Raw genomic sequence first — 17,446 nt, forward strand, 5'->3', positions numbered from 1 at the left:
TAAATCTCTATTCTGAAAATCACTATGAGGAGCATGTTGCGTCGACGTTTGTGTATTATTTAGTTACTGACAAAAAAATAGAATCTTTAAAAGTCACTTGGCTATACTGCTCATTTACTGATGACAGTTGTGGGTCTACTACTAAATCACCAAACACTTTATCTATAATCTTAATTTTCTTTTTTAACTTCCGAGGTAATTTGATTGGTAATACAAATGTTTTTTTGCCTGATATCGCTCTAGATTCAAGCAAAATTTCTGATGTACACACAGTATCTGCATTTTGAGGTATGAAAATTCCTTTGACTTCATTCTTTATCAGAACAAATAGGAAGTTTGAAAGATTATCAATAAAAATCATACTTTTTTTATTCTTAATAAAAGGCACTATAGGCGTGAACATCGAAAAATTCATGATTCTTGTAAAATTGCCCGGCGCCTGAGGTCCATATACCAACGGCGGTCTCACAATCGAAACAACAAATTCATCATTTTCAAGTCCAAGGATTTCATTTTCGGCTTCCCATTTAGATTTACCATAATGATTACTTGGTTTTGGCATAGTATATTGATCAATCATTTCGTTCACTTCATTTCCATAGACACTTAGCGTACTTATAAAAATAAAGTGTTTGATCCCTTCGTTTTTAGCTTTCTTCGCGAATTCAACTGCTAAGTCTCGATTTACTTTGTAGTATAAAGATGATTCTGCCTTTGGAGAGTGTACAATAGCTGCTAAATGAATGACTGAGTCATATTCATGCAAATCAACATTTCTCCACGTATCATCACGTAAACTCAAAGAATCAAGTGTCATCTCTGAAATTGAATTCTCTGTAACCCAGCTTCTAAATGACTTTCCGATGTAACTATTAGCCCCAACAATTAAAACACGCTTCATTTGTCTGTTTCCTTGGACGAGGCGACTTCTTTACTCATTATTCCTGTGCCGCCTTCAACAACTCCGTCGCCTTTTGCCACACTAAATAAAGTCCCTATAAAACATCTTGCATCCATCCATAACGATATCTTTTCAACGTAATAACCGTCTAGTTGTGCCTTATACTCAATTGGAAGTTCATCTCGACCATTGATTTGAGCCCATCCTGTTAAACCCGGAGTCACACTGTTCGCTCCGTATTTTTCACGTTCCTCAATCAAATCGTACTGATTCCAAAGTGCAGGACGCGGACCAATCACTGCCATATCACCTTTTAGAATATTAATGATTTGAGGAAGTTCATCGAGACTCGTTTTCCGAAGAAACTTCCCTACTTTTGTAATGTAGAGATTGGGGTCTAGCAATAAGTGAGTTGGTGTATCCTTAGGAGTATCGATTTTCATAGTTCTAAATTTTAAAATTTGGAAATGAGTTTGATTCACCCCGACACGCTTTTGTTTAAAAAAGATAGGACCTTTCGACTCCAATTTAATCGCAATCATAATCCCAACAAATAAAGGTGATAGCACAATTAATCCTACTAAAGAAAGAATGAAATCAATTTTTCTTTTCTGCTCAATGTATTTCATTATTCACACTCCAATGGTCAAACAGTTTCTCGAATATGGTTAAGAGAATCGTCATGCAACTCAATTCCATCATTCGCCCAATTAATAAGGTAAAGGCTAAGCGCTTCGCTCGTTTTAAGATGATGAATTTGATTTAGTTTTCCATCCAAATTCTTCTCTTCTGACACGATGCCTGTAAAGATCTTAGGATATACTGCTTCCGGATGGACTTCGCCTTCTTTCAACAACTCCTCAAACATTTTTTCGCCTGGACGAATCCCACTATACTCAATGGAAATTTGTTCCTCTGTAAATCCACTTAGTTTGATCATGTTTCTAGCAAGGTCCACAATCTTCACGGGCTCACCCATATCTAAAACGAAAACTTCTCCACCGTCCGCAAGCATTCCGGCTTGAATCACAAGTCGACTCGCTTCAGGAATAGTCATAAAATATCGAGTCATATCTGGGTGTGTAACTGTAAGTGGACCGCCTTTTTCAATCTGATTTTTGAAAAGTGGGATGACTGAACCACGGCTTCCTAGAACATTACCAAAACGAACTACAGCATATTTCGTACTACTTACTTTTCCTAAGCGTTGAACGACCATTTCAGCTATCCGTTTTGTAGATCCCATTACATTCGTTGGATTCACAGCTTTATCAGTAGATATCATAACGAATCGAGAAGCCCCAAACTCATCTGCCATTTCAGCAACGTTTTTAGTCCCATAAATATTATTCTTTACAGCTTCATGGGGATTGGCCTCCATCAATGGCACATGTTTATGAGCTGCAGCATGAAAGACAAGATGTGGCGTGTATGATTCAAAAACTTCTCTTAATCGATTTCGATCTTGTATGTCCGCAATAATCGGAATAAGTTCAATATCAAAGTTCAAATCACGAAGTTCACGTTCAATCAAATAGATACTATTTTCTCCGTGACCTAGCAATAGAAGGCGTGATGGTTGGAATTTTAAGATTTGCCGACAAATTTCAGAGCCGATTGATCCACCGGCACCCGTTACAAGGACCGTTTTGCTTTCCACTTCCGACTGTATCCCAGAGATATCAAGTTCTACAGGCTCACGCCCAAGTAAATCTTCAATTGACACTTGGCGCATCTGATTAACTGATACTTTACCGGCCGCTACTTCTTCAATCATTGGCAACGTATGTACATTTGTACAAATCGCTTTTGCCCGTTTAATGATTTCTAACCTTTCCTTATAATTCATTGACGGGATAGCGAAGACAATCTTATCAATTGCCTCACGTTCAACTACAGATTCTAAATCATTAACCTTACCTAACACTTTCACGCCGTTGACAGTTAGTGATTGTAGATGACTATTATCATCAATAAACCCAATCGGGTTCATCCGATGATTTTGTGAGTGCTGCATTTGACGGACGAGCATTCGTCCAGCTTGTCCAGCACCAATGATCAGCGTCCGTTTTTCATCTTTTCGTTTCTTTAATTTTTTATTAAATAAACCCGAAGCAGAATTAGAGTTCCAAGTGATTACTACACGCGACCCTAAGCGAATTGCTCCTAAAGCTAATAAGGAAAGACAGAAACTGAGAAATAACATACGCTCCATTGCTTCTCCATACATTCCAAACTGTATAAGATATAGGGAAACCGTACTCATTACTAATGTAAGCGTTAGGCGTACTGCTTCTTTAATGCTGGCGAATCGCCATGCTACATCATAGAGGCCGCTCAGTCCCGCTATTAAAATAAATAGCACACTATAAATAATCGCCGATTGAATAAAATGATTTTGATTCATCGAAAATAAAAATTCGACAGGATATAAAAAGAAATACGTAAATGTAATTGCAGAAATAATTGCAATAATATCTAGCGCAGCCAAAATACTAGTCCGAATCGACTTTCTTTTTAGCTCTGTAAATGACATTCATCGTTCCTCCTCGCTGGGATAATATATATTATCTGTCTGATTCATAGAAAAAAGGATGTAACTTACATCCTTTCAAAATTATAAATTAAGGGTATCACTTTCGACCTAATATAAAAACATGCGAGGAGTAAATTAAACCTAAAATCGTTCGACAGTTGTCGACAACGTTTAACATATTTAGATAATTTGTCAATAACTAGTCTTTAAAATAAGACAATCATTTTTTCCATTTCCCTCGCCAGTTTTTTGTCGGTAATGTCGGCGGATCGATGAATACAAATTCATCCTTCATAACAGCTTCTGCATTGACTACATAATTCTCCCATTTGTCTTGACCAAGCTCTTCACGAACAACTTTTTCAACTTCAGTCCAATAAAATGTTCGGCGCCCTGTGCTATGGGCATCTGATGCGATTAAATGACTCAACCCATTACGTAGGAAAGCAAATGCAAGTCCCTTCACGTTCTGACCGAACTCTCCGGTCAAACTACTCGTCGTAATCTGCGATAGCGCACCAGAAGAGATGAAGTCCATCAATCGTTTCGGATTTGTAGCGAATTCTTTATTACGCTCAGGGTGAGCGATGACGGGCGTGTAGCCTTCTGTTTGAAGTCCGAAGAATAATTGTTCGGCATAGGCAGGGACTGAGTCACTTGGGAACTCCACGAGGACATAACGTGATCCAGCAAGTGATAACGCTTTACCTTGCTCTAGTGACTCAACAAGGTCTCCAAAAATCCGGATTTCTTGACCTGTGTATAAATCGAGGTTGATTCCTTCTTGCCGCAAAACGTTTTGTAATCTCGTGACAGCATTCGATACATCCAGCTGACTTGTGTCAAACTGTGGGTGAAACGCGTGGGGGGTGACCACGATTGCGGTCACCCCTTCACTTACGGCGCGTTTCGCCATCTCGACCGCTTGTTCAACTGTTTCCGGACCGTCATCAACGGCCGGCAATAAGTGACAATGGATATCAATCATGGCACGCTCTCCTTTTATTCGTATGCGTAATAGTAATAGTAATCATCGCTGCCTTGTGGCTCACGTTTGTTCAAGACAACACCGAGAATATGAGCTTCAGCGAGCGTCAATTGTTCTTTTGCTTTGACGACCATCTGACGATCTGATTTATCGCAACCTACAACAAGAACGACACCGTCAACCTTGCGAGCCAAAAGGCGTGTATCCGCCACTTGCATCATTGGAGGTGCATCTAAAATGATGATGTCATAGTTTGTTTTTAGTTCTTCTAAAACGCGATCCATCATCTTCGAAGACAATAGTTCTGACGGGTTCGGTGGTATCGGACCTGCCGCAATCAAATCGAGGTTTTCAATTTGAGTCGAATGTGTCGCTTTTTCAACGGTTGTCTTTTTCGCTAACACGGTAGAAAGACCAATACCGTTCGAAAGGCGGAACGTAAAGTGGGCTGTCGGACGACGCATGTCGCAGTCAACGAGTAAAACACGTTTTCCTTGTTGGGCATAGACAACGGCGAGGTTCGACGAGGTCGTCGATTTCCCTTCGCCCGATGAAGCAGAAGTGATGACCATCGTTTGCAGGTCGTCATCGACTGCCGTGAACTCTAAGTTCGTCCGAATCGTTCGATACTGTTCGGAGATTGGCGACTTTGGTTTGTGGACCGTAATTAATTCCCGTCCAGTCTTATCGTATTTGATGTGTTTACTCTTCTTTTTTCCGAACTTAAACATGGACTTGTTCACCTTTCATGTTAGCTTGGCGTTGTTGACGCATTTCAACTTTATCGATGACAGGGATTGACCCGAGAACCGGGAGTTCCAAAATGTTTTCAACATCTTGTTCCGTCTTAATCCGACGATCCAACACAACTTTAAGGAACGCGATGGCGACACCAATCATTAAACCAAGTACTGTTGCGATTGCTGTATTCAATAAAATGTTTGGTTTGATTGGTGACATTGGAACTGACGCATTAGACAATACTTTGACGTTATCAACACCACTCATTAATTCGCTGACTTCGTCTGCGAACACAGTGCTGATTTCGTTAGCGATATCAGTAGCGAGAACTGGATTAGTATGTTGAACTTTAATATTGATGACCTGAGAGTTTTGTTCACTGTTGACTGTGATTAAGTTACTAATGTTCTCTGGAGCACCCACCACATTCTGTTGCACAGCTTCTAAAATTGCGGGGCTTTGGATGATGACCCGGTATGTGTTTACAAGTGCGACTGACGACTGAACTTGGCTGCTATCAATCATGTTGTTCTGTGTTTCCTTCGGTGCGACGAGTACTTGCGTCGAAGCTTCGTATGTTGGACTAATCACGAACGAACTAATTAAAAAGGCGATAAGCGCCGCGATGATTGCTAAACTGACGATGAGCCACTTGCTCCGTTTTATGATGGAGAATAATTCTCCAAGGGAAATTGTTTCTTCTTTCATGCTCGTGTTTTCTCTCCTCTGTTCTTTAAAGTCACTGCTGGAAAAATTCCGCAGATAATATTTAACAATGTTAATACCAAAACATTATAGCAAAAATCCTCACAGTTGATGACCCATTTTTTAAAATTTGGGTTTTTTGGTATGTAAATCTGATAAACTTTGTTAGGAAGAACTTAACAAAAGGAGGAGACAATAGTGCACGTTAGTGAGCGCCTACTCCAGTTGTATGCAGACACGAATGCGACAACACGTACAAAACTACAAGATGTCATTAAACAAAATTTAGGGGACGGAAAATCGTTAAGCATGTCCTTTGAAGAATTGACGGGTACAACGTTAGAGTCGCTATCGACGGAAGAAAAATCGGGGTCGGACTTCGCTGCTTGGATCAAAGACGGCAAGAAAGATGCCACGTTTCTTCCATACTATGTGTCTTTACTCGAGATGCATGAGAATGTATTGAACAAAGAAGTGACGGTTCCTCAATCCGCACCAATTGACAAGACAGGCGTCAAGGGGACACCGATCGTGGACAAGACATCGGTACCTATTCCTGAACCAACCGCAGTTGAAACTTCAAAGGCGGAAGATAAAGCACCCGCTTCAAAACCTCGCTACATGCCGGAAGCTCCTGTCCCGTCACGGGCGGAACGAGCCAAGTATCAACGAACAATCGAACCAGCCCGCCCTCGCCGGAAATCCGGCAAATGGATCGGTGTCCTTTTCCTCCTCGCTTTACTCATAGGAGGCGGCTATATCGGGTATCCATATGTTATGGACTTGTTGGAGCCAAAGCAAGAAGCCAAAGTCGTCGAGGAAACACCGAAACCAGATCCTGAGCCAGTCGTCCAAGAGCCAGAAACAAACTATGTCTGGCTCGCCTCGAAAAACGTAAACCTCGTCTCGGAACCGAACGGCACGACCGTCACCTATATAGGAGATATCGGCGACCGTTACGAGATTGTGAAGGAACAGGACGACCACGTTGAAGTGAATTTGGATGGGGCGACAGCATGGGTTCCGCTCGATTCGGTCACGACTGAATGGCCGACACGCGACTTGACCGATAGCGCCCTACTCGACTGGGTGAACACGAACTTGAACAACGATTGGCTCGGCGAAGCGATTCCTGATTTCTTCGCAATGAACGAAGCGGCACTCACGGAGACGATCGGCGCGCCGTACGGCCGTGAGACGGATGCGTTGAACGACTATGCGTTCTATAACGGCGGCTTCTTCGTCATTCAACAGGACAAGGTTCACGCCATCGACTGGACGAACACGCAAACGACACGCGAGGCGTTCAGCCCCCTTGGCGAACCGGTCCTAGAGACGGACGATGCAGTAGTATACGAGAGTGAGACTTATTCACTCCGCTTATTTGAAGGCACAAACGGACAGACCCGGGTGCGCTTAACTGAGAAGTAATCGATAGAGGAATTTTGGAAGGGGTCATTCATATGAACACTATTTTAGTCACAGGCGGTGCCGGTTATATCGGTACCCATACTGTCTTACAATTACTTGAAACCGATCACGACGTCATCGTTCTGGATAACTTATCGAATAGCCGCCGCGAGGCGCTCAATCGCGTCGAAGCACTGACCGGGAAATCGGTCACGTTCTATCTCGGTGACATCCTCGACCGCGAACTGCTTGAACAAATCTTTTTGACACATACGATTGACGCCGTCATCCACTTTGCGGGACTAAAAGCCGTCGGCGAGTCGGTATCAGAGCCGCTCCGCTACTACGAGAACAACGTCGTCGGCACGACCGTCCTCCTCGAAGTGATGAACGCGTTCGACGTGAAACGAATCGTCTTCAGCTCGTCAGCAACCGTCTACGGCATGCCGGAACGGACACCGATCGACGAGTCGTTCCCGCTCAGCGCGACGAACCCATACGGCCGGACGAAACTGATGATTGAAGACATCATGCGCGATCTCGCTATCGCCGATCCATCATGGAGCATCGCCCTCTTGCGCTACTTCAACCCAATCGGCGCCCACGAATCGGGGCAAATCGGTGAAGATCCGTTCGATATCCCGAACAACTTGATGCCTTACATCACGCAAGTCGCCGTAGGTCGCTTGAACGAACTGAGTGTGTTCGGTGACGATTACGACACACCGGACGGAACCGGTGTCCGCGACTATATCCATGTCGTCGACTTGGCCGAAGGTCACTTGAAGGCGCTCAACTACGTCATGGACCACACCGGCGCCGAGGCGTTCAACTTAGGGACTGGGACTGGCTATAGCGTCCTCGACCTCGTCCATGCGTTCGAGACCGAGAGTGGAAAAGCTGTTCCGTACCAAGTTACCCCACGCCGTCCGGGCGATATCGCCATGTGCTTTGCTGACCCATCGAAGTCGAAACGTGTGCTCGGCTGGGAAGCGAAACATGACGTCCGTGCCATGTGCCGCGACGCTTGGAACTGGCAATCGAACAACCCGAACGGTTATCGGGCATAAGAAAAACCCCTTACACGAGAACATTACTGTTCTTCGGTAAGGGGTTTTGTCATGTCCACTTCAATGATTTCGGGTTCCTTGCCTGGCGTGACGAGCACTCCGAAGTCAAGGACGGCAATCACGATAGCGATGCCTGCGAGCGCCCACGCTGCGTCGAACGTGAACTCGCCGACGATTAATCCGAACAAGACGAACGCTGCGAACATCAAGTAGTAAAACTTGCGCCAAATCGTCCGGTGCTCGATTGCAAACTCACGGTCCCACATATAGAAAAATACGAAGCCCGCTAATGCGATGAACAACGTAGCAAACATCCAATACGAAAATGAATGGAATGTAAGGCTTAAGACATGCATAAATAGTGACTGATTCATCGGAATTCGCTCCTTAGGTGTATGTAGGATTTTGTCATGGAAATTCCTTCTATATCCATTCTCCTACCAAATGAATCGTGAGTCAATACACCCAAATCACACAATTCGAATTTGAATCAAAAGTCCTATTCGGATTTGACCCACACAAACCCGTAGGCATCGAGATCAATCGTCTCGACCGGTTCACCCGTGAACAGATTCGTCCCGCTCGTCCGCACAGTCACTGGCTCACTGCTAACGTTTGTATACAGCATGAGCGCCTCCTCCTCACTCTTTCTTTCGACTGTGAAGACGCGCTTATCGGACGTATCGATTCGCTGCTCGGCATAAGGTGAGAACGCCGAATGTGTCCGTTTGACGTTCAACTGACTGATGATGCCAGAGAACACTTGCAAGCGATACGGATCGGTTTTCAGCTCTTGAATCAACGCGTCATGGTCAACCGGTGTCTGGACACCGAGCAGCGTCCGATAATCAACGGTCGGTATGCCTTGGAGCGAGAATAGTATACTGTGCGCTGCGAGAATCATGTCGACGCTCGGCTCGATCAAGTTCTTCTCGAACGGGTCGCGTTCATGAATCGACAAGAAGTTGAAGTACGTCTTCCCTTCTCCTGGCGCCTCGATTCGATTCGCCCAATCGGACAACTTCTTGGCATCTCCTTGCGCGAAGGCGAGCATCGTGTGCGAGGCGAGGTCGAAGTGACAGATGGCGTCGGCGACGCTGATGTATGAGCCGAGTGCCTGAACGTCCCCTTCATAGGCGAGAATCAATTGGCCGTGCGGTTTATAGTGATGAAGCACCGCGTGCCACAGTTCGATGACGCGTTGAATACTCTCCTCGGGCATACCACGGAATGATTGCACATGAACACGCAGCTTCGTCGCGCCTTGGGCAAGCCGCTCGATGAAGGCGTCCGTCTCTTCGAGTAAATTAAACTGTAGCTCGTTATAGACGTCGGGCTCGGTGTCATACATAAGCTCGAACTCATGCTTGAAGCGTCCGAGGTCCTCATATAAACGGATACGCGGATTAATAGCCGTGTCGGTCGGCTTGGCCGGATATGGGAACAGCGAGACGAGATACAAGTCGCTAATCGACGCCTGGACGTGTTCCTTCAGCAGCTCATGAAGCGCGTCCAAGTCCGGACTCCCGTCCGTCGTGATGGCGTTGGCGTCAATCATGAGGACGCTTGTCTTTTCGCTCACACTCTTCACGTCATGCCAATGATGGCCGTCCCACTTGGCGAACAGCTCTTGCCAGTCTTCCGATGTATGGTCGTCCTCTAATTGATTGATGATCGGTTCAACAGTTTCCCAAAGCATGTGATCCCTCCTCAGTGTCTCTTTATCAGTCCCACCGATAAACGATTTTCAAACGCAAAAAAAGCCATCCCACAAGGAATGGCTTAGTTCATCAAGCGCTGCAGCTCGGCTTGGACGTCGGCGAGCGAGGCCGAATCCGGATTCCAATAATAGATACCGTCTGACTCCAGACCGCCTGAGCCTTCGATGCGGAGCGTGCTGGCGTTACGGAACGCCTTCATATAGTCCGTCGACAACGTCACGAGCTCATTGAACTCGATGTTCGTCTTGGCGCGGTTGCCGGCGACGTCGAGCAGTTTCGTCACTTTGTCGACCGAGAAATCGGAACGTCCTTTCTCAACGATGGCCGCAACGACGGCGCGTTGCCGTTCTTGGCGACCGAAGTCCCCGTTCGGGTCATCGTAACGCATGCGGGCGTATGACAACGCCGAGGCACCGTTCAAATCGACCTGTCCAATCGGATAGTTGTATCCGTCCGACGAGAACGCGAAACTGTTCTCTACCGTGATGCCGCCGAGCGCGTCGACGACCTCGGTGAACGCCTCCATGTCCGCCTCGACGACGTAATCGATCGGGATGTCAAGTAGCCCTTCGACCGTGTCCATCGCCATCTCGGCCCCACCGAACGCATAGGCATGGTTGATTTTATCGCTCATGCCTTTGCCGACGATTTCCGTTTTCGTATCGCGCGGGATGCTGAGCATCGCCCCTTCGTCCGTCGTCGGGTTGAGCGTCATGACGATGATCGAGTCACTCCGTCCCTGCTCGCCGTCGCGGCGGTCGATCCCGAGCAGTAACACCGACACCGATTCCTTCTGTTCAATCGTCTCGACCTGCTTCCGTTCCTCGCTGATTTCCAAATTGTCGTTCACTTTCGTCACCGTCTCATTGACGTCCCGGTACATCGACCAGACGAACAAGCCCCCGGCAACGAGGAAAATCGTCAGGATGCCGAGCGTGATCGCCAACACCTTTTTCCAGCGTGATTTCTTCTTATGTCTCGCCATGCGTGCACCTGCTTTCAAAATCTTAGATATGGATTATTTTCCCGCTTCACGTGTTGTATTATAGCACGTTGTCAAAAAATGCTAACCATATCTTTTCAATTTTTATGGAAAATGCGTCTTATAACGGGTGCGCCGCATGTGATTCGGCCAGGCCGCATTGATCTCTGCCCCGAGCAACATCGTCGCCGCCGTCAAGTAGAGCCAGATTTGGAGCAGGATGACGATGCCGATTGTTCCGTACGTGTCGCCAAACATCGAAAATCGGTCGACGTAGACGCTATAGCCCGTCGACAGCATCTGCCAGGAGATGACGGCGAAGGTGGCACCTGGGAGCGTCTCTGTGAATTTGACGTGTTGTTGCGGGGCGATCTTATAGAACAGAGAGAACGCGAAGATAAGGATGATCGTCGACACCGTATACCGGGTGAGCGTCGCCAGCCGGTCGAAGTCCTCGAGCCGCGGGAACCAGGTGTACATGAGCTCGACGAACTCACGGCCAAAGATATGGAACACAATCAAGATGACGGCACCGATACTGAAGGCAATGAGCGTCAGCAACCCGATCAAACGGCGGACGACGTAGCTCCGGGCCTCCGTCTCCCCGTAGGCGAACACGGTCAGTTTGATGAGACGGGCCGTCCCGTTCGACGCCGACCAGACGGCGATGATGGCCCCAATCGAGACGAGGCCGGCGTTGATGTTGCCGCTGACGTCATAGACGATCGACAGCATGTCCCGAACACTCGAACCCGGGATGAGAATCTCAATCTGTTCGATCAACAAGGCATCGTCGATCCCGAACCACGCCATGACGGCGAACAAGAGGACGAACGTCGGGAAGATGGCGAGAAACCAAAAGAACGCGAGCGTCGCGCTATAGTCGTTGATATGGTGGTCCTTGAACCGATGACGGACGTCGATGACGAGGCGGATTAGGCGGTCGAGCACTCGGGTCACCCCTTTTCTTCTTATTATCGCACATATTAAAACGCCCCATCCGAATTTGGATGAGGCGAACCGTCACTGTTCCATCAATTGTCCGAGATACGACTTCACGTCTTCGAGTGAAGCGGCGTCTGGGTTCCAGTAATAGATGCCGTCGCTTTCTTTCCCGCCCGTTCCTTCGAGGCGAAGGACGTCCTGGTTTTTGAAAGCAGCCATATAGTCGCTCGAGAGCGTCCGAATGTCTTTGAACGTCATGTTCGTCTTGGCGTTGTTGCCGAGCACGTCGAGCATGTTGTTGAACTTCGAGATCGAGAAGTCGTCTTTGCCTTTATTGACGAGCGCCGTGATGACGTCACGTTGGCGCTCTTGGCGACCGAAGTCCCCGCTCGGGTCGTCATAGCGCATGCGTGTATATGCGAGCGCTTCTGGACCGTTGAGCGTGAGTGCGCCCGGCTCGAACGTATGCTCACCTGACGTGAACGCCAAATTGTTCGTCACGTTGACGCCGCCGAGAAGGTCGACCGTGTCTTGGAAGCCCTTCATGTCGACTTCAGCCACGTAATCGATTGGGATGTCGAGCAAGTTCTCGACCGTATCGAGTGCCATCTCGGTTCCACCGAACGCGTAAGCGTGATTGATTTTGTCAGATGTCTCTTTGCCGACGATCTCCGTCTTCGTGTCACGCGGGATGCTGAGCATCGCGCTTTGATCCGTGTTCGGGTTGAGCGTCATGACGATAATCGAGTCGCTGCGACCCTGCTCGTCGGCACGACGATCGACACCGAGGAGAAGGACCGAAATCGGCTTCTTGTTTTCAATCGTTTCCGGTTGCATGCGCTCCGGGCTAAGGCCCGTCGACTCGTTCAAGCGTTCGACGGTCGAATCGACTTGATTGTATAGATATGTAGCTACCCCGACTCCGATGAGCAGGAACAACCCTACTACGATTCCCGCGATAATCGCGATGCGTTTAGCGGGCGAACTCTTTCTACGACGTTTCTTAACTCTCTTTTTCTTTTGCTCTTCCATGACATAACACCTTTCCTCGAACCTTTGATGAATAAGACCAGGTTTTAGTTTATCACGCAACCAATTTCGACCATTTGGTTTTTTTATAAAAAAGGTAAATGATTGCCGAACGATGTCGAAATATTCGTTCGTTTTTAAGTATCGGATTTCCCTCATCAAAAGTTTAGGGTTTCGTCGACATTCCTTTGTAAGAGTACCACGCTTCTGTAAAGGTGAAACCGTTAGCACATTTCAGTCATACGCATAAGGTCCTGCTTTTGGATTAGGACCTGTATGAAATCGTGTCAATATTTAGTCGAATGTGCTGTTTTTTAGGTATGTTTCCTTATATTCAAAAACCTTTATGGGACAAATGGATGATTTTTTGTAATAATTGTATTGTTAGTAATGAAAATGTAAATTTAAATCCATTCATTGGTTGGAGGAATCGGCAGATGCGTTATGTCGTCACGTGCTTTTTAGAGAAAGAAGAGCCTTGTTCGTTCATCGTGTACGGGGGGTCAAAACATGAGGCTGCGTTCACGTTCGAGAAGACGTTGAAAGAGGCGAGTCCGCTCAATGACTATGTCGAATTGAGTGACGGCAAGCAAGTAAAGGTCGGTTCGATCCTCGCCTACCGCATCGATGAAGTGAAACCGTTCTTTTGAAGTCTCGTCATATCGGGTAACCCTTATAAGGAAACCAATACAACGAACGGGGTGAACCAATATGGAATTAGGGATGATCGGACTTGGGAAGATGGGGCTGAATTTGGCGCTCAATTTGACGGACGGGGGACACCGGGTGCTCGGCTATGACCCGGGTAACGTGTCGACAAGTCAGTTCGAGACGAAACAGTCGCTCGAAGAAGTCGTCGAAGGGCTCAAAGCGCCACGCGTCGTCTGGGTGATGGTGCCCGCCGGTGACGTGACCGAGCACGTCTTGAACGACCTGCATGCGTTGTTGTCACCGGGGGATATCGTTATCGACGGCGGCAACTCGAATTATAAAGAATCGATGCGGCGGGCCGAACACTTCAAAGACAAACTCATCTACTTCTTTGACGTCGGGACGAGTGGAGGCATGGAAGGGGCGCGACACGGCGCCTGTACGATGATCGGTGGGGATTTGGAGGCGTTCGGCAAAATCGAGGAACTGTTCCACGACGTGTCGACGGACAACGGCTACTTGTACGCCGGACCGAGTGGTAGCGGCCATTTCTTGAAGATGATCCATAACGGCATCGAGTACGGCATGATGCAGGCCATCGCCGAAGGGTTCGAGATTCTCGAGAAGAGCCCGTTCGAGTACGACCACGAGCAAGTCGCCCGCGTCTGGAACCACGGCTCGGTCGTCCGCTCGTGGCTGATGGAACTGACCGAGAGCGCGTTCCATAAGGATGCGAAGCTCGACGAGATTAAAGGAGTCATGCATGCGTCGGGTGAAGGCAAATGGACGGTCGAGACAGCGCTCGAATACGGGGTGCCGGCACCGGTCATCGCGATGTCGCTCATGATGCGGCAGCGTTCGCTCGAAGAGGACACGTTCTCTGGAAAAGTCGTCGCTGCCCTGCGGAACGAATTCGGCGGGCATGCGGTGGAGAAAAAATAATCGGGGTAAGCGTCGGTCGAGTCGAACTCGGGCGACGTTTTTTTGTACTGTGACAGTTATCCGCTCGTCTCGATGCGAACAAACGTTGATACGAATGGGATTTCTATACATTTGTCGATTGAATATACTAATTTCTGTAAAACTCTTTTCGTTTCAGCAGGCGTATGATGAAAGAGCAGCATATCTTGTGACACAGAAGGAGCCGACATGATGCGTAAACTTCACGACTATAACGTCTACATCCCGAAAGAGCTTTATGAGCCAGGAGACAGGCCCGTGTTCCGGAGACGGAATCATAACTGGCAGGACATGGAGGCATGCTTTGACAAACTCGTCGCCCAAGCGTTCCATGCGTTCGAGCATGGCGGGTACTTCTTATGTCAGGCGTACGCTCTGGTCCACACCCGTATTCACATGCTCAAGCTGAAACGAACGTGTGAGGATGGCCGCGGCGTCGAGATGCACGTGACTTATTTGCATGAAATGAAAGATATCTACGTCATGTTTTATATTGACGGTGTAGCGACCCGGGCGCGAACGGCCTGGCTGTCGAACGGGATTCTGATTCTCCAGCCGGACTCGTATTCGAATTGGCTCCACTTTGAACCATGCTGGGTCGGGGATCATTTTATCGACGACATCTCGATTTTATTGCTGAAAGAGTTCCGCAAGATCGAGCTCCGATCAAGGTTCTAATGTGAACAGCCCCTAGATGTCTAGGGGCTGTCGCGCTGTCCGTCACTCCATGACGTTGCCTTCCGCCGGGATTGGCGTCTGCTTCAATAGGTTCGCGAAATGGTAGAGGTTGTACGCCATGACACGACCGTTCTTTTTCGTGAAGGCGTTGTCGCGGCCGGCATCGATGTATGAGTCGCCCGGACCGGCCTCACCGACCCAATACGTGTCGACGTTCGGCGGGACAGTGAAGCCGATATGGGATAGCCCGTACAAGATGGACGCACAGGCATGTTTCGCCCCGTCCTCGTTCCCTGTCACGACGACACCGCCGACTTTGTTGTAATAGATGGCCTGGCCTTTATCGTTCGTTAAGGCGCTTCCTCCGTATAGCCGCTCGATGACTTGCGTGGCGACGCTGCTCTTCTCACCTAGCCAAAGTGGTGTCCCGATGATGAGGATGTCGGCGGCCTTCACTTTCTCGAAGATTTGCGGCCACTCGTCCCCGTCCCCTTCATCTTCCGTCACTCCGAACGCGACGTTGTAGTCGACGACACGGACGATCTCCGAGTCGACCTCGAGTTTGTCGAAGTGTGGAATGATATCTTTCATGAGCCCTTCCGTGTGCGAGGTCGTGCCCTCGCCTTTCAATGAGCAGTTCAAGAATAAGGCTTTCATCGAATCCCTCCTTAGATGATCAACAGTTAGGTGTTCCCGGTCTAAGGAAGGGATAATCGTCATGGTATGTCAAAAACGACCCGTCATCTATGTGATGACGGGTCGTTTTAAGAAGGTTAAACAAACATATGTTCGTTTTATGGTACAGCGCAAACAAGCGCCTATATATTCGCTTTTTCTATTTTTAGCTTAGCAAATCCCGCAACATAAGTCTATTCTTTCTCGGTCCAACTCCCTACAGTAAAGATAGACTCTTGAAAGGAGCACAACGATGGAATCATACCGCTGGGATCTCAATCTGAAGGTCCGCTTATTCGGCGAAGGCCTGTTCAATCTGTTGTTTTGGATGTACTTTCCGTTCATCACCGTCTATTTCGCCCAGACGCTCGGCGTCGAGCTGGCCGGTCTGCTCATGGCCGTACCGCCGCTGTTTCTTTTAATCGGCAGTTTGATCGGCGGTTCGCTAGCGGACGAAATCGGACGCCGTCCCGTCATGCTGGTCGGGACGTTCGCGCAAGGATTCTTGTTCCTCACCTTCGCCTTGTCGACGAACGCCTACGTCGATTACATCACCTATATCGGCATCGGCTTCATGGGCGCGATCTATAAACCGGCCAGCTCGGCCATGGTGGCAGATCTCGTACCACCGGAGCACCTACGTGACGTGTTCGCGACGTTCATGGCGTCGAACAATATCGGCGCCGTGCTCGGTCCGATTCTCGGGGCGGTCCTCTTCTTCGAGCATCGCCAAGCGCTCCTGTTCGGTTGCGCTCTCGTCCTGTTCGGATACGGGGTTCTGCTCGCGGCGCTCACCCGTGAGACACGGCCGGGCTCACCTGAGAAGACGGTCGCCAAAACATTCCTCACCCAAGGGCGTTCGTATGCGACGATTTTGCGCGATCCGTTGTTCCGCCTCTATTTGATTGCCGGGGTGTTCGCCTTGATCCCCATCATGCAACTCGACGTGTATGTACCGGTCTATTTGATTGAACAGGCCCCGGCCACGTTCGACGTCTCGAACACCGTCCTGTTCGGCTGGCTCGTCGCCTATAACGGGCTCTTGTTCGTCGTCTTCATCATTCCTGTCACGCGCGTGTTCCGAGCGTGGGACGAACGACGTGTCTTCCTGTTGTCGACGTTCCTCGCCGGCTTCGGGACGTTCCTCGTCGCCTTCTCGTCGAACATCTGGTATTTGCTCGTCGTCACGACCGTGTTCACGTTCGGCGAGTTGATCCGCTCTCCGGTCAGCCAGAGTTTCGTCAGCCGCTACGCCCCGACCGAATCACGCGGCCAATATCTCGCGGCCGATACGCTCCAAAACACGATTGGCAAGTTCCTTGCGCCGGTGACGGTACTCGTCTCAGGTTTCGTCTCCCCGATTGCCGTCTTCACACTCATCTTGCTGTCGGCGCTCGTCGGGATGGCGCTGTATTCGAAATTATTCCAACGACTTACGCAACAAGACGGATGAC

The 17,446-nt window shown here is 48.4% G+C and carries 18 protein-coding genes; 6 read left to right on the plus strand and 12 right to left on the minus strand.

Features of this window, described 5'->3' with window-relative positions:
• Nucleotides 1-55: 55 nt before the first annotated feature.
• From KNP84_RS03620 to KNP84_RS03645, 6 genes are all read right to left on the minus strand, one after another.
• The gene (locus tag KNP84_RS03620; RefSeq protein ID WP_215114281.1) at nucleotides 56-901 is read right to left on the minus strand and encodes a sugar nucleotide-binding protein; all 846 of its coding nucleotides are present in this window, start codon (nucleotides 899-901) and stop codon (nucleotides 56-58) included.
• Entirely contained in the window at nucleotides 898-1,530 is a 633-nt protein-coding gene (locus KNP84_RS03625; RefSeq protein WP_215114282.1) for a sugar transferase, read from the minus strand. Before KNP84_RS03625 ends, KNP84_RS03620 begins: the two co-directional genes overlap by 4 nt.
• Before the next feature lie 17 nt (nucleotides 1,531-1,547).
• A complete protein-coding gene (locus tag KNP84_RS03630) occupies nucleotides 1,548-3,437 on the minus strand; it encodes a polysaccharide biosynthesis protein (protein ID WP_215114283.1) in 1,890 nt (629 codons plus the stop codon).
• A 220-nt stretch (nucleotides 3,438-3,657) separates the two neighbouring features.
• Complete coding sequence (locus KNP84_RS03635; RefSeq protein WP_215114284.1) at nucleotides 3,658-4,425, minus strand: tyrosine-protein phosphatase; 768 nt, start codon at nucleotides 4,423-4,425, stop codon at nucleotides 3,658-3,660.
• Nucleotides 4,426-4,439: 14 nt separating this feature from the next.
• A complete protein-coding gene (locus KNP84_RS03640) occupies nucleotides 4,440-5,156 on the minus strand; it encodes a CpsD/CapB family tyrosine-protein kinase (RefSeq protein WP_215114285.1) in 717 nt (238 codons plus the stop codon).
• The gene (locus KNP84_RS03645) at nucleotides 5,149-5,874 is read right to left on the minus strand and encodes a YveK family protein (RefSeq protein ID WP_215114286.1); all 726 of its coding nucleotides are present in this window, start codon (nucleotides 5,872-5,874) and stop codon (nucleotides 5,149-5,151) included. The genes KNP84_RS03640 and KNP84_RS03645 overlap by 8 nt, the downstream gene beginning before the upstream one ends.
• 195 nt (nucleotides 5,875-6,069) lie before the next feature.
• On the opposite strand from KNP84_RS03645, the gene KNP84_RS03650 reads away from it, so the two are divergent.
• Together KNP84_RS03650 and galE are read left to right on the plus strand one after the other, a co-directional pair.
• Complete coding sequence (locus KNP84_RS03650; RefSeq protein ID WP_215114287.1) at nucleotides 6,070-7,302, plus strand: flagellar basal body-associated FliL family protein; 1,233 nt, start codon at nucleotides 6,070-6,072, stop codon at nucleotides 7,300-7,302.
• 32 nt (nucleotides 7,303-7,334) lie between these two features.
• The gene (gene galE, locus KNP84_RS03655) at nucleotides 7,335-8,351 is read left to right on the plus strand and encodes a UDP-glucose 4-epimerase GalE (RefSeq protein WP_215114288.1); all 1,017 of its coding nucleotides are present in this window, start codon (nucleotides 7,335-7,337) and stop codon (nucleotides 8,349-8,351) included.
• Nucleotides 8,352-8,374: 23 nt separating this feature from the next.
• Here galE and KNP84_RS03660 read toward each other — a convergent pair whose 3' ends face one another.
• The 5 genes from KNP84_RS03660 to KNP84_RS03680 form a co-directional block, all read right to left on the minus strand.
• Nucleotides 8,375-8,725 carry a hypothetical protein gene (locus tag KNP84_RS03660; protein ID WP_215114289.1) on the minus strand — a complete coding sequence of 117 codons (351 nt, stop codon included), beginning with the start codon at nucleotides 8,723-8,725 and terminating at the stop codon, nucleotides 8,375-8,377.
• A 125-nt stretch (nucleotides 8,726-8,850) separates the two neighbouring features.
• Nucleotides 8,851-10,050 (minus strand): alpha-amylase family glycosyl hydrolase, encoded by a 1,200-nt coding sequence (locus KNP84_RS03665; protein ID WP_215114290.1) that lies wholly within the window; start codon nucleotides 10,048-10,050, stop codon nucleotides 8,851-8,853.
• Between the two features lie 83 nt (nucleotides 10,051-10,133).
• On the minus strand, nucleotides 10,134-11,057 hold the full coding sequence (locus KNP84_RS03670; RefSeq protein WP_215114291.1) for an LCP family glycopolymer transferase: 924 nt from the start codon (nucleotides 11,055-11,057) through the stop codon (nucleotides 10,134-10,136).
• 102 nt (nucleotides 11,058-11,159) lie between these two features.
• Nucleotides 11,160-12,005 carry a YihY/virulence factor BrkB family protein gene (locus KNP84_RS03675; protein WP_215114292.1) on the minus strand — a complete coding sequence of 282 codons (846 nt, stop codon included), beginning with the start codon at nucleotides 12,003-12,005 and terminating at the stop codon, nucleotides 11,160-11,162.
• Nucleotides 12,006-12,077: 72 nt separating this feature from the next.
• Nucleotides 12,078-13,031: an LCP family glycopolymer transferase gene (locus KNP84_RS03680; RefSeq protein WP_215114293.1), complete on the minus strand. Its 954-nt coding sequence runs from the start codon at nucleotides 13,029-13,031 to the stop codon at nucleotides 12,078-12,080.
• A 434-nt stretch (nucleotides 13,032-13,465) separates the two neighbouring features.
• Between KNP84_RS03680 and KNP84_RS03685 the strand changes: the two genes are divergently transcribed.
• The 3 genes from KNP84_RS03685 (at nucleotide 13,466) to KNP84_RS03695 (ending at nucleotide 15,317) form a co-directional block, all read left to right on the plus strand.
• Nucleotides 13,466-13,678 carry a hypothetical protein gene (locus KNP84_RS03685; RefSeq protein WP_215114294.1) on the plus strand — a complete coding sequence of 71 codons (213 nt, stop codon included), beginning with the start codon at nucleotides 13,466-13,468 and terminating at the stop codon, nucleotides 13,676-13,678.
• A 61-nt stretch (nucleotides 13,679-13,739) separates the two neighbouring features.
• On the plus strand, nucleotides 13,740-14,621 hold the full coding sequence (gnd, locus tag KNP84_RS03690) for a phosphogluconate dehydrogenase (NAD(+)-dependent, decarboxylating) (RefSeq protein WP_215114295.1): 882 nt from the start codon (nucleotides 13,740-13,742) through the stop codon (nucleotides 14,619-14,621).
• A 210-nt stretch (nucleotides 14,622-14,831) separates the two neighbouring features.
• Complete coding sequence (locus KNP84_RS03695) at nucleotides 14,832-15,317, plus strand: hypothetical protein (protein WP_215114296.1); 486 nt, start codon at nucleotides 14,832-14,834, stop codon at nucleotides 15,315-15,317.
• 42 nt (nucleotides 15,318-15,359) lie between these two features.
• Here KNP84_RS03695 and KNP84_RS03700 read toward each other — a convergent pair whose 3' ends face one another.
• The gene (locus tag KNP84_RS03700) at nucleotides 15,360-15,974 is read right to left on the minus strand and encodes a flavodoxin family protein (RefSeq protein WP_215114297.1); all 615 of its coding nucleotides are present in this window, start codon (nucleotides 15,972-15,974) and stop codon (nucleotides 15,360-15,362) included.
• A gap of 271 nt (nucleotides 15,975-16,245) precedes the next feature.
• Between KNP84_RS03700 and KNP84_RS03705 the strand changes: the two genes are divergently transcribed.
• Complete coding sequence (locus KNP84_RS03705) at nucleotides 16,246-17,445, plus strand: MDR family MFS transporter (RefSeq protein ID WP_215114298.1); 1,200 nt, start codon at nucleotides 16,246-16,248, stop codon at nucleotides 17,443-17,445.
• The last annotated feature ends 1 nt before the right edge of the window (nucleotide 17,446 follow it).

Origin of the sequence: Exiguobacterium sp. s70, from assembly GCF_018618315.1 — a bacterium.
Classification (GTDB): Bacteria; Bacillota; Bacilli; order Exiguobacteriales; family Exiguobacteriaceae; genus Exiguobacterium; species Exiguobacterium chiriqhucha.

Coding starts and splice junctions, on each gene's coding strand:
- KNP84_RS03680 (WP_215114293.1), bottom strand. CDS start 13,031: ATGGAAGAGCAAAAGAAAAAGAGAGTTAAGAAACGTCGTAGAAAGAGT.
- KNP84_RS03635 (WP_215114284.1), bottom strand. CDS start 4,425: ATGATTGATATCCATTGTCACTTATTGCCGGCCGTTGATGACGGTCCG.
- KNP84_RS03665 (WP_215114290.1), bottom strand. CDS start 10,050: ATGCTTTGGGAAACTGTTGAACCGATCATCAATCAATTAGAGGACGAC.
- galE (WP_215114288.1), top strand. CDS start 7,335: ATGAACACTATTTTAGTCACAGGCGGTGCCGGTTATATCGGTACCCAT.
- KNP84_RS03660 (WP_215114289.1), bottom strand. CDS start 8,725: ATGAATCAGTCACTATTTATGCATGTCTTAAGCCTTACATTCCATTCA.
- KNP84_RS03645 (WP_215114286.1), bottom strand. CDS start 5,874: ATGAAAGAAGAAACAATTTCCCTTGGAGAATTATTCTCCATCATAAAA.
- KNP84_RS03695 (WP_215114296.1), top strand. CDS start 14,832: ATGCGTAAACTTCACGACTATAACGTCTACATCCCGAAAGAGCTTTAT.
- gnd (WP_215114295.1), top strand. CDS start 13,740: ATGGAATTAGGGATGATCGGACTTGGGAAGATGGGGCTGAATTTGGCG.
- KNP84_RS03705 (WP_215114298.1), top strand. CDS start 16,246: ATGGAATCATACCGCTGGGATCTCAATCTGAAGGTCCGCTTATTCGGC.
- KNP84_RS03625 (WP_215114282.1), bottom strand. CDS start 1,530: ATGAAATACATTGAGCAGAAAAGAAAAATTGATTTCATTCTTTCTTTA.
- KNP84_RS03700 (WP_215114297.1), bottom strand. CDS start 15,974: ATGAAAGCCTTATTCTTGAACTGCTCATTGAAAGGCGAGGGCACGACC.
- KNP84_RS03670 (WP_215114291.1), bottom strand. CDS start 11,057: ATGGCGAGACATAAGAAGAAATCACGCTGGAAAAAGGTGTTGGCGATC.
- KNP84_RS03630 (WP_215114283.1), bottom strand. CDS start 3,437: ATGTCATTTACAGAGCTAAAAAGAAAGTCGATTCGGACTAGTATTTTG.
- KNP84_RS03685 (WP_215114294.1), top strand. CDS start 13,466: ATGCGTTATGTCGTCACGTGCTTTTTAGAGAAAGAAGAGCCTTGTTCG.
- KNP84_RS03640 (WP_215114285.1), bottom strand. CDS start 5,156: ATGTTTAAGTTCGGAAAAAAGAAGAGTAAACACATCAAATACGATAAG.
- KNP84_RS03620 (WP_215114281.1), bottom strand. CDS start 901: ATGAAGCGTGTTTTAATTGTTGGGGCTAATAGTTACATCGGAAAGTCA.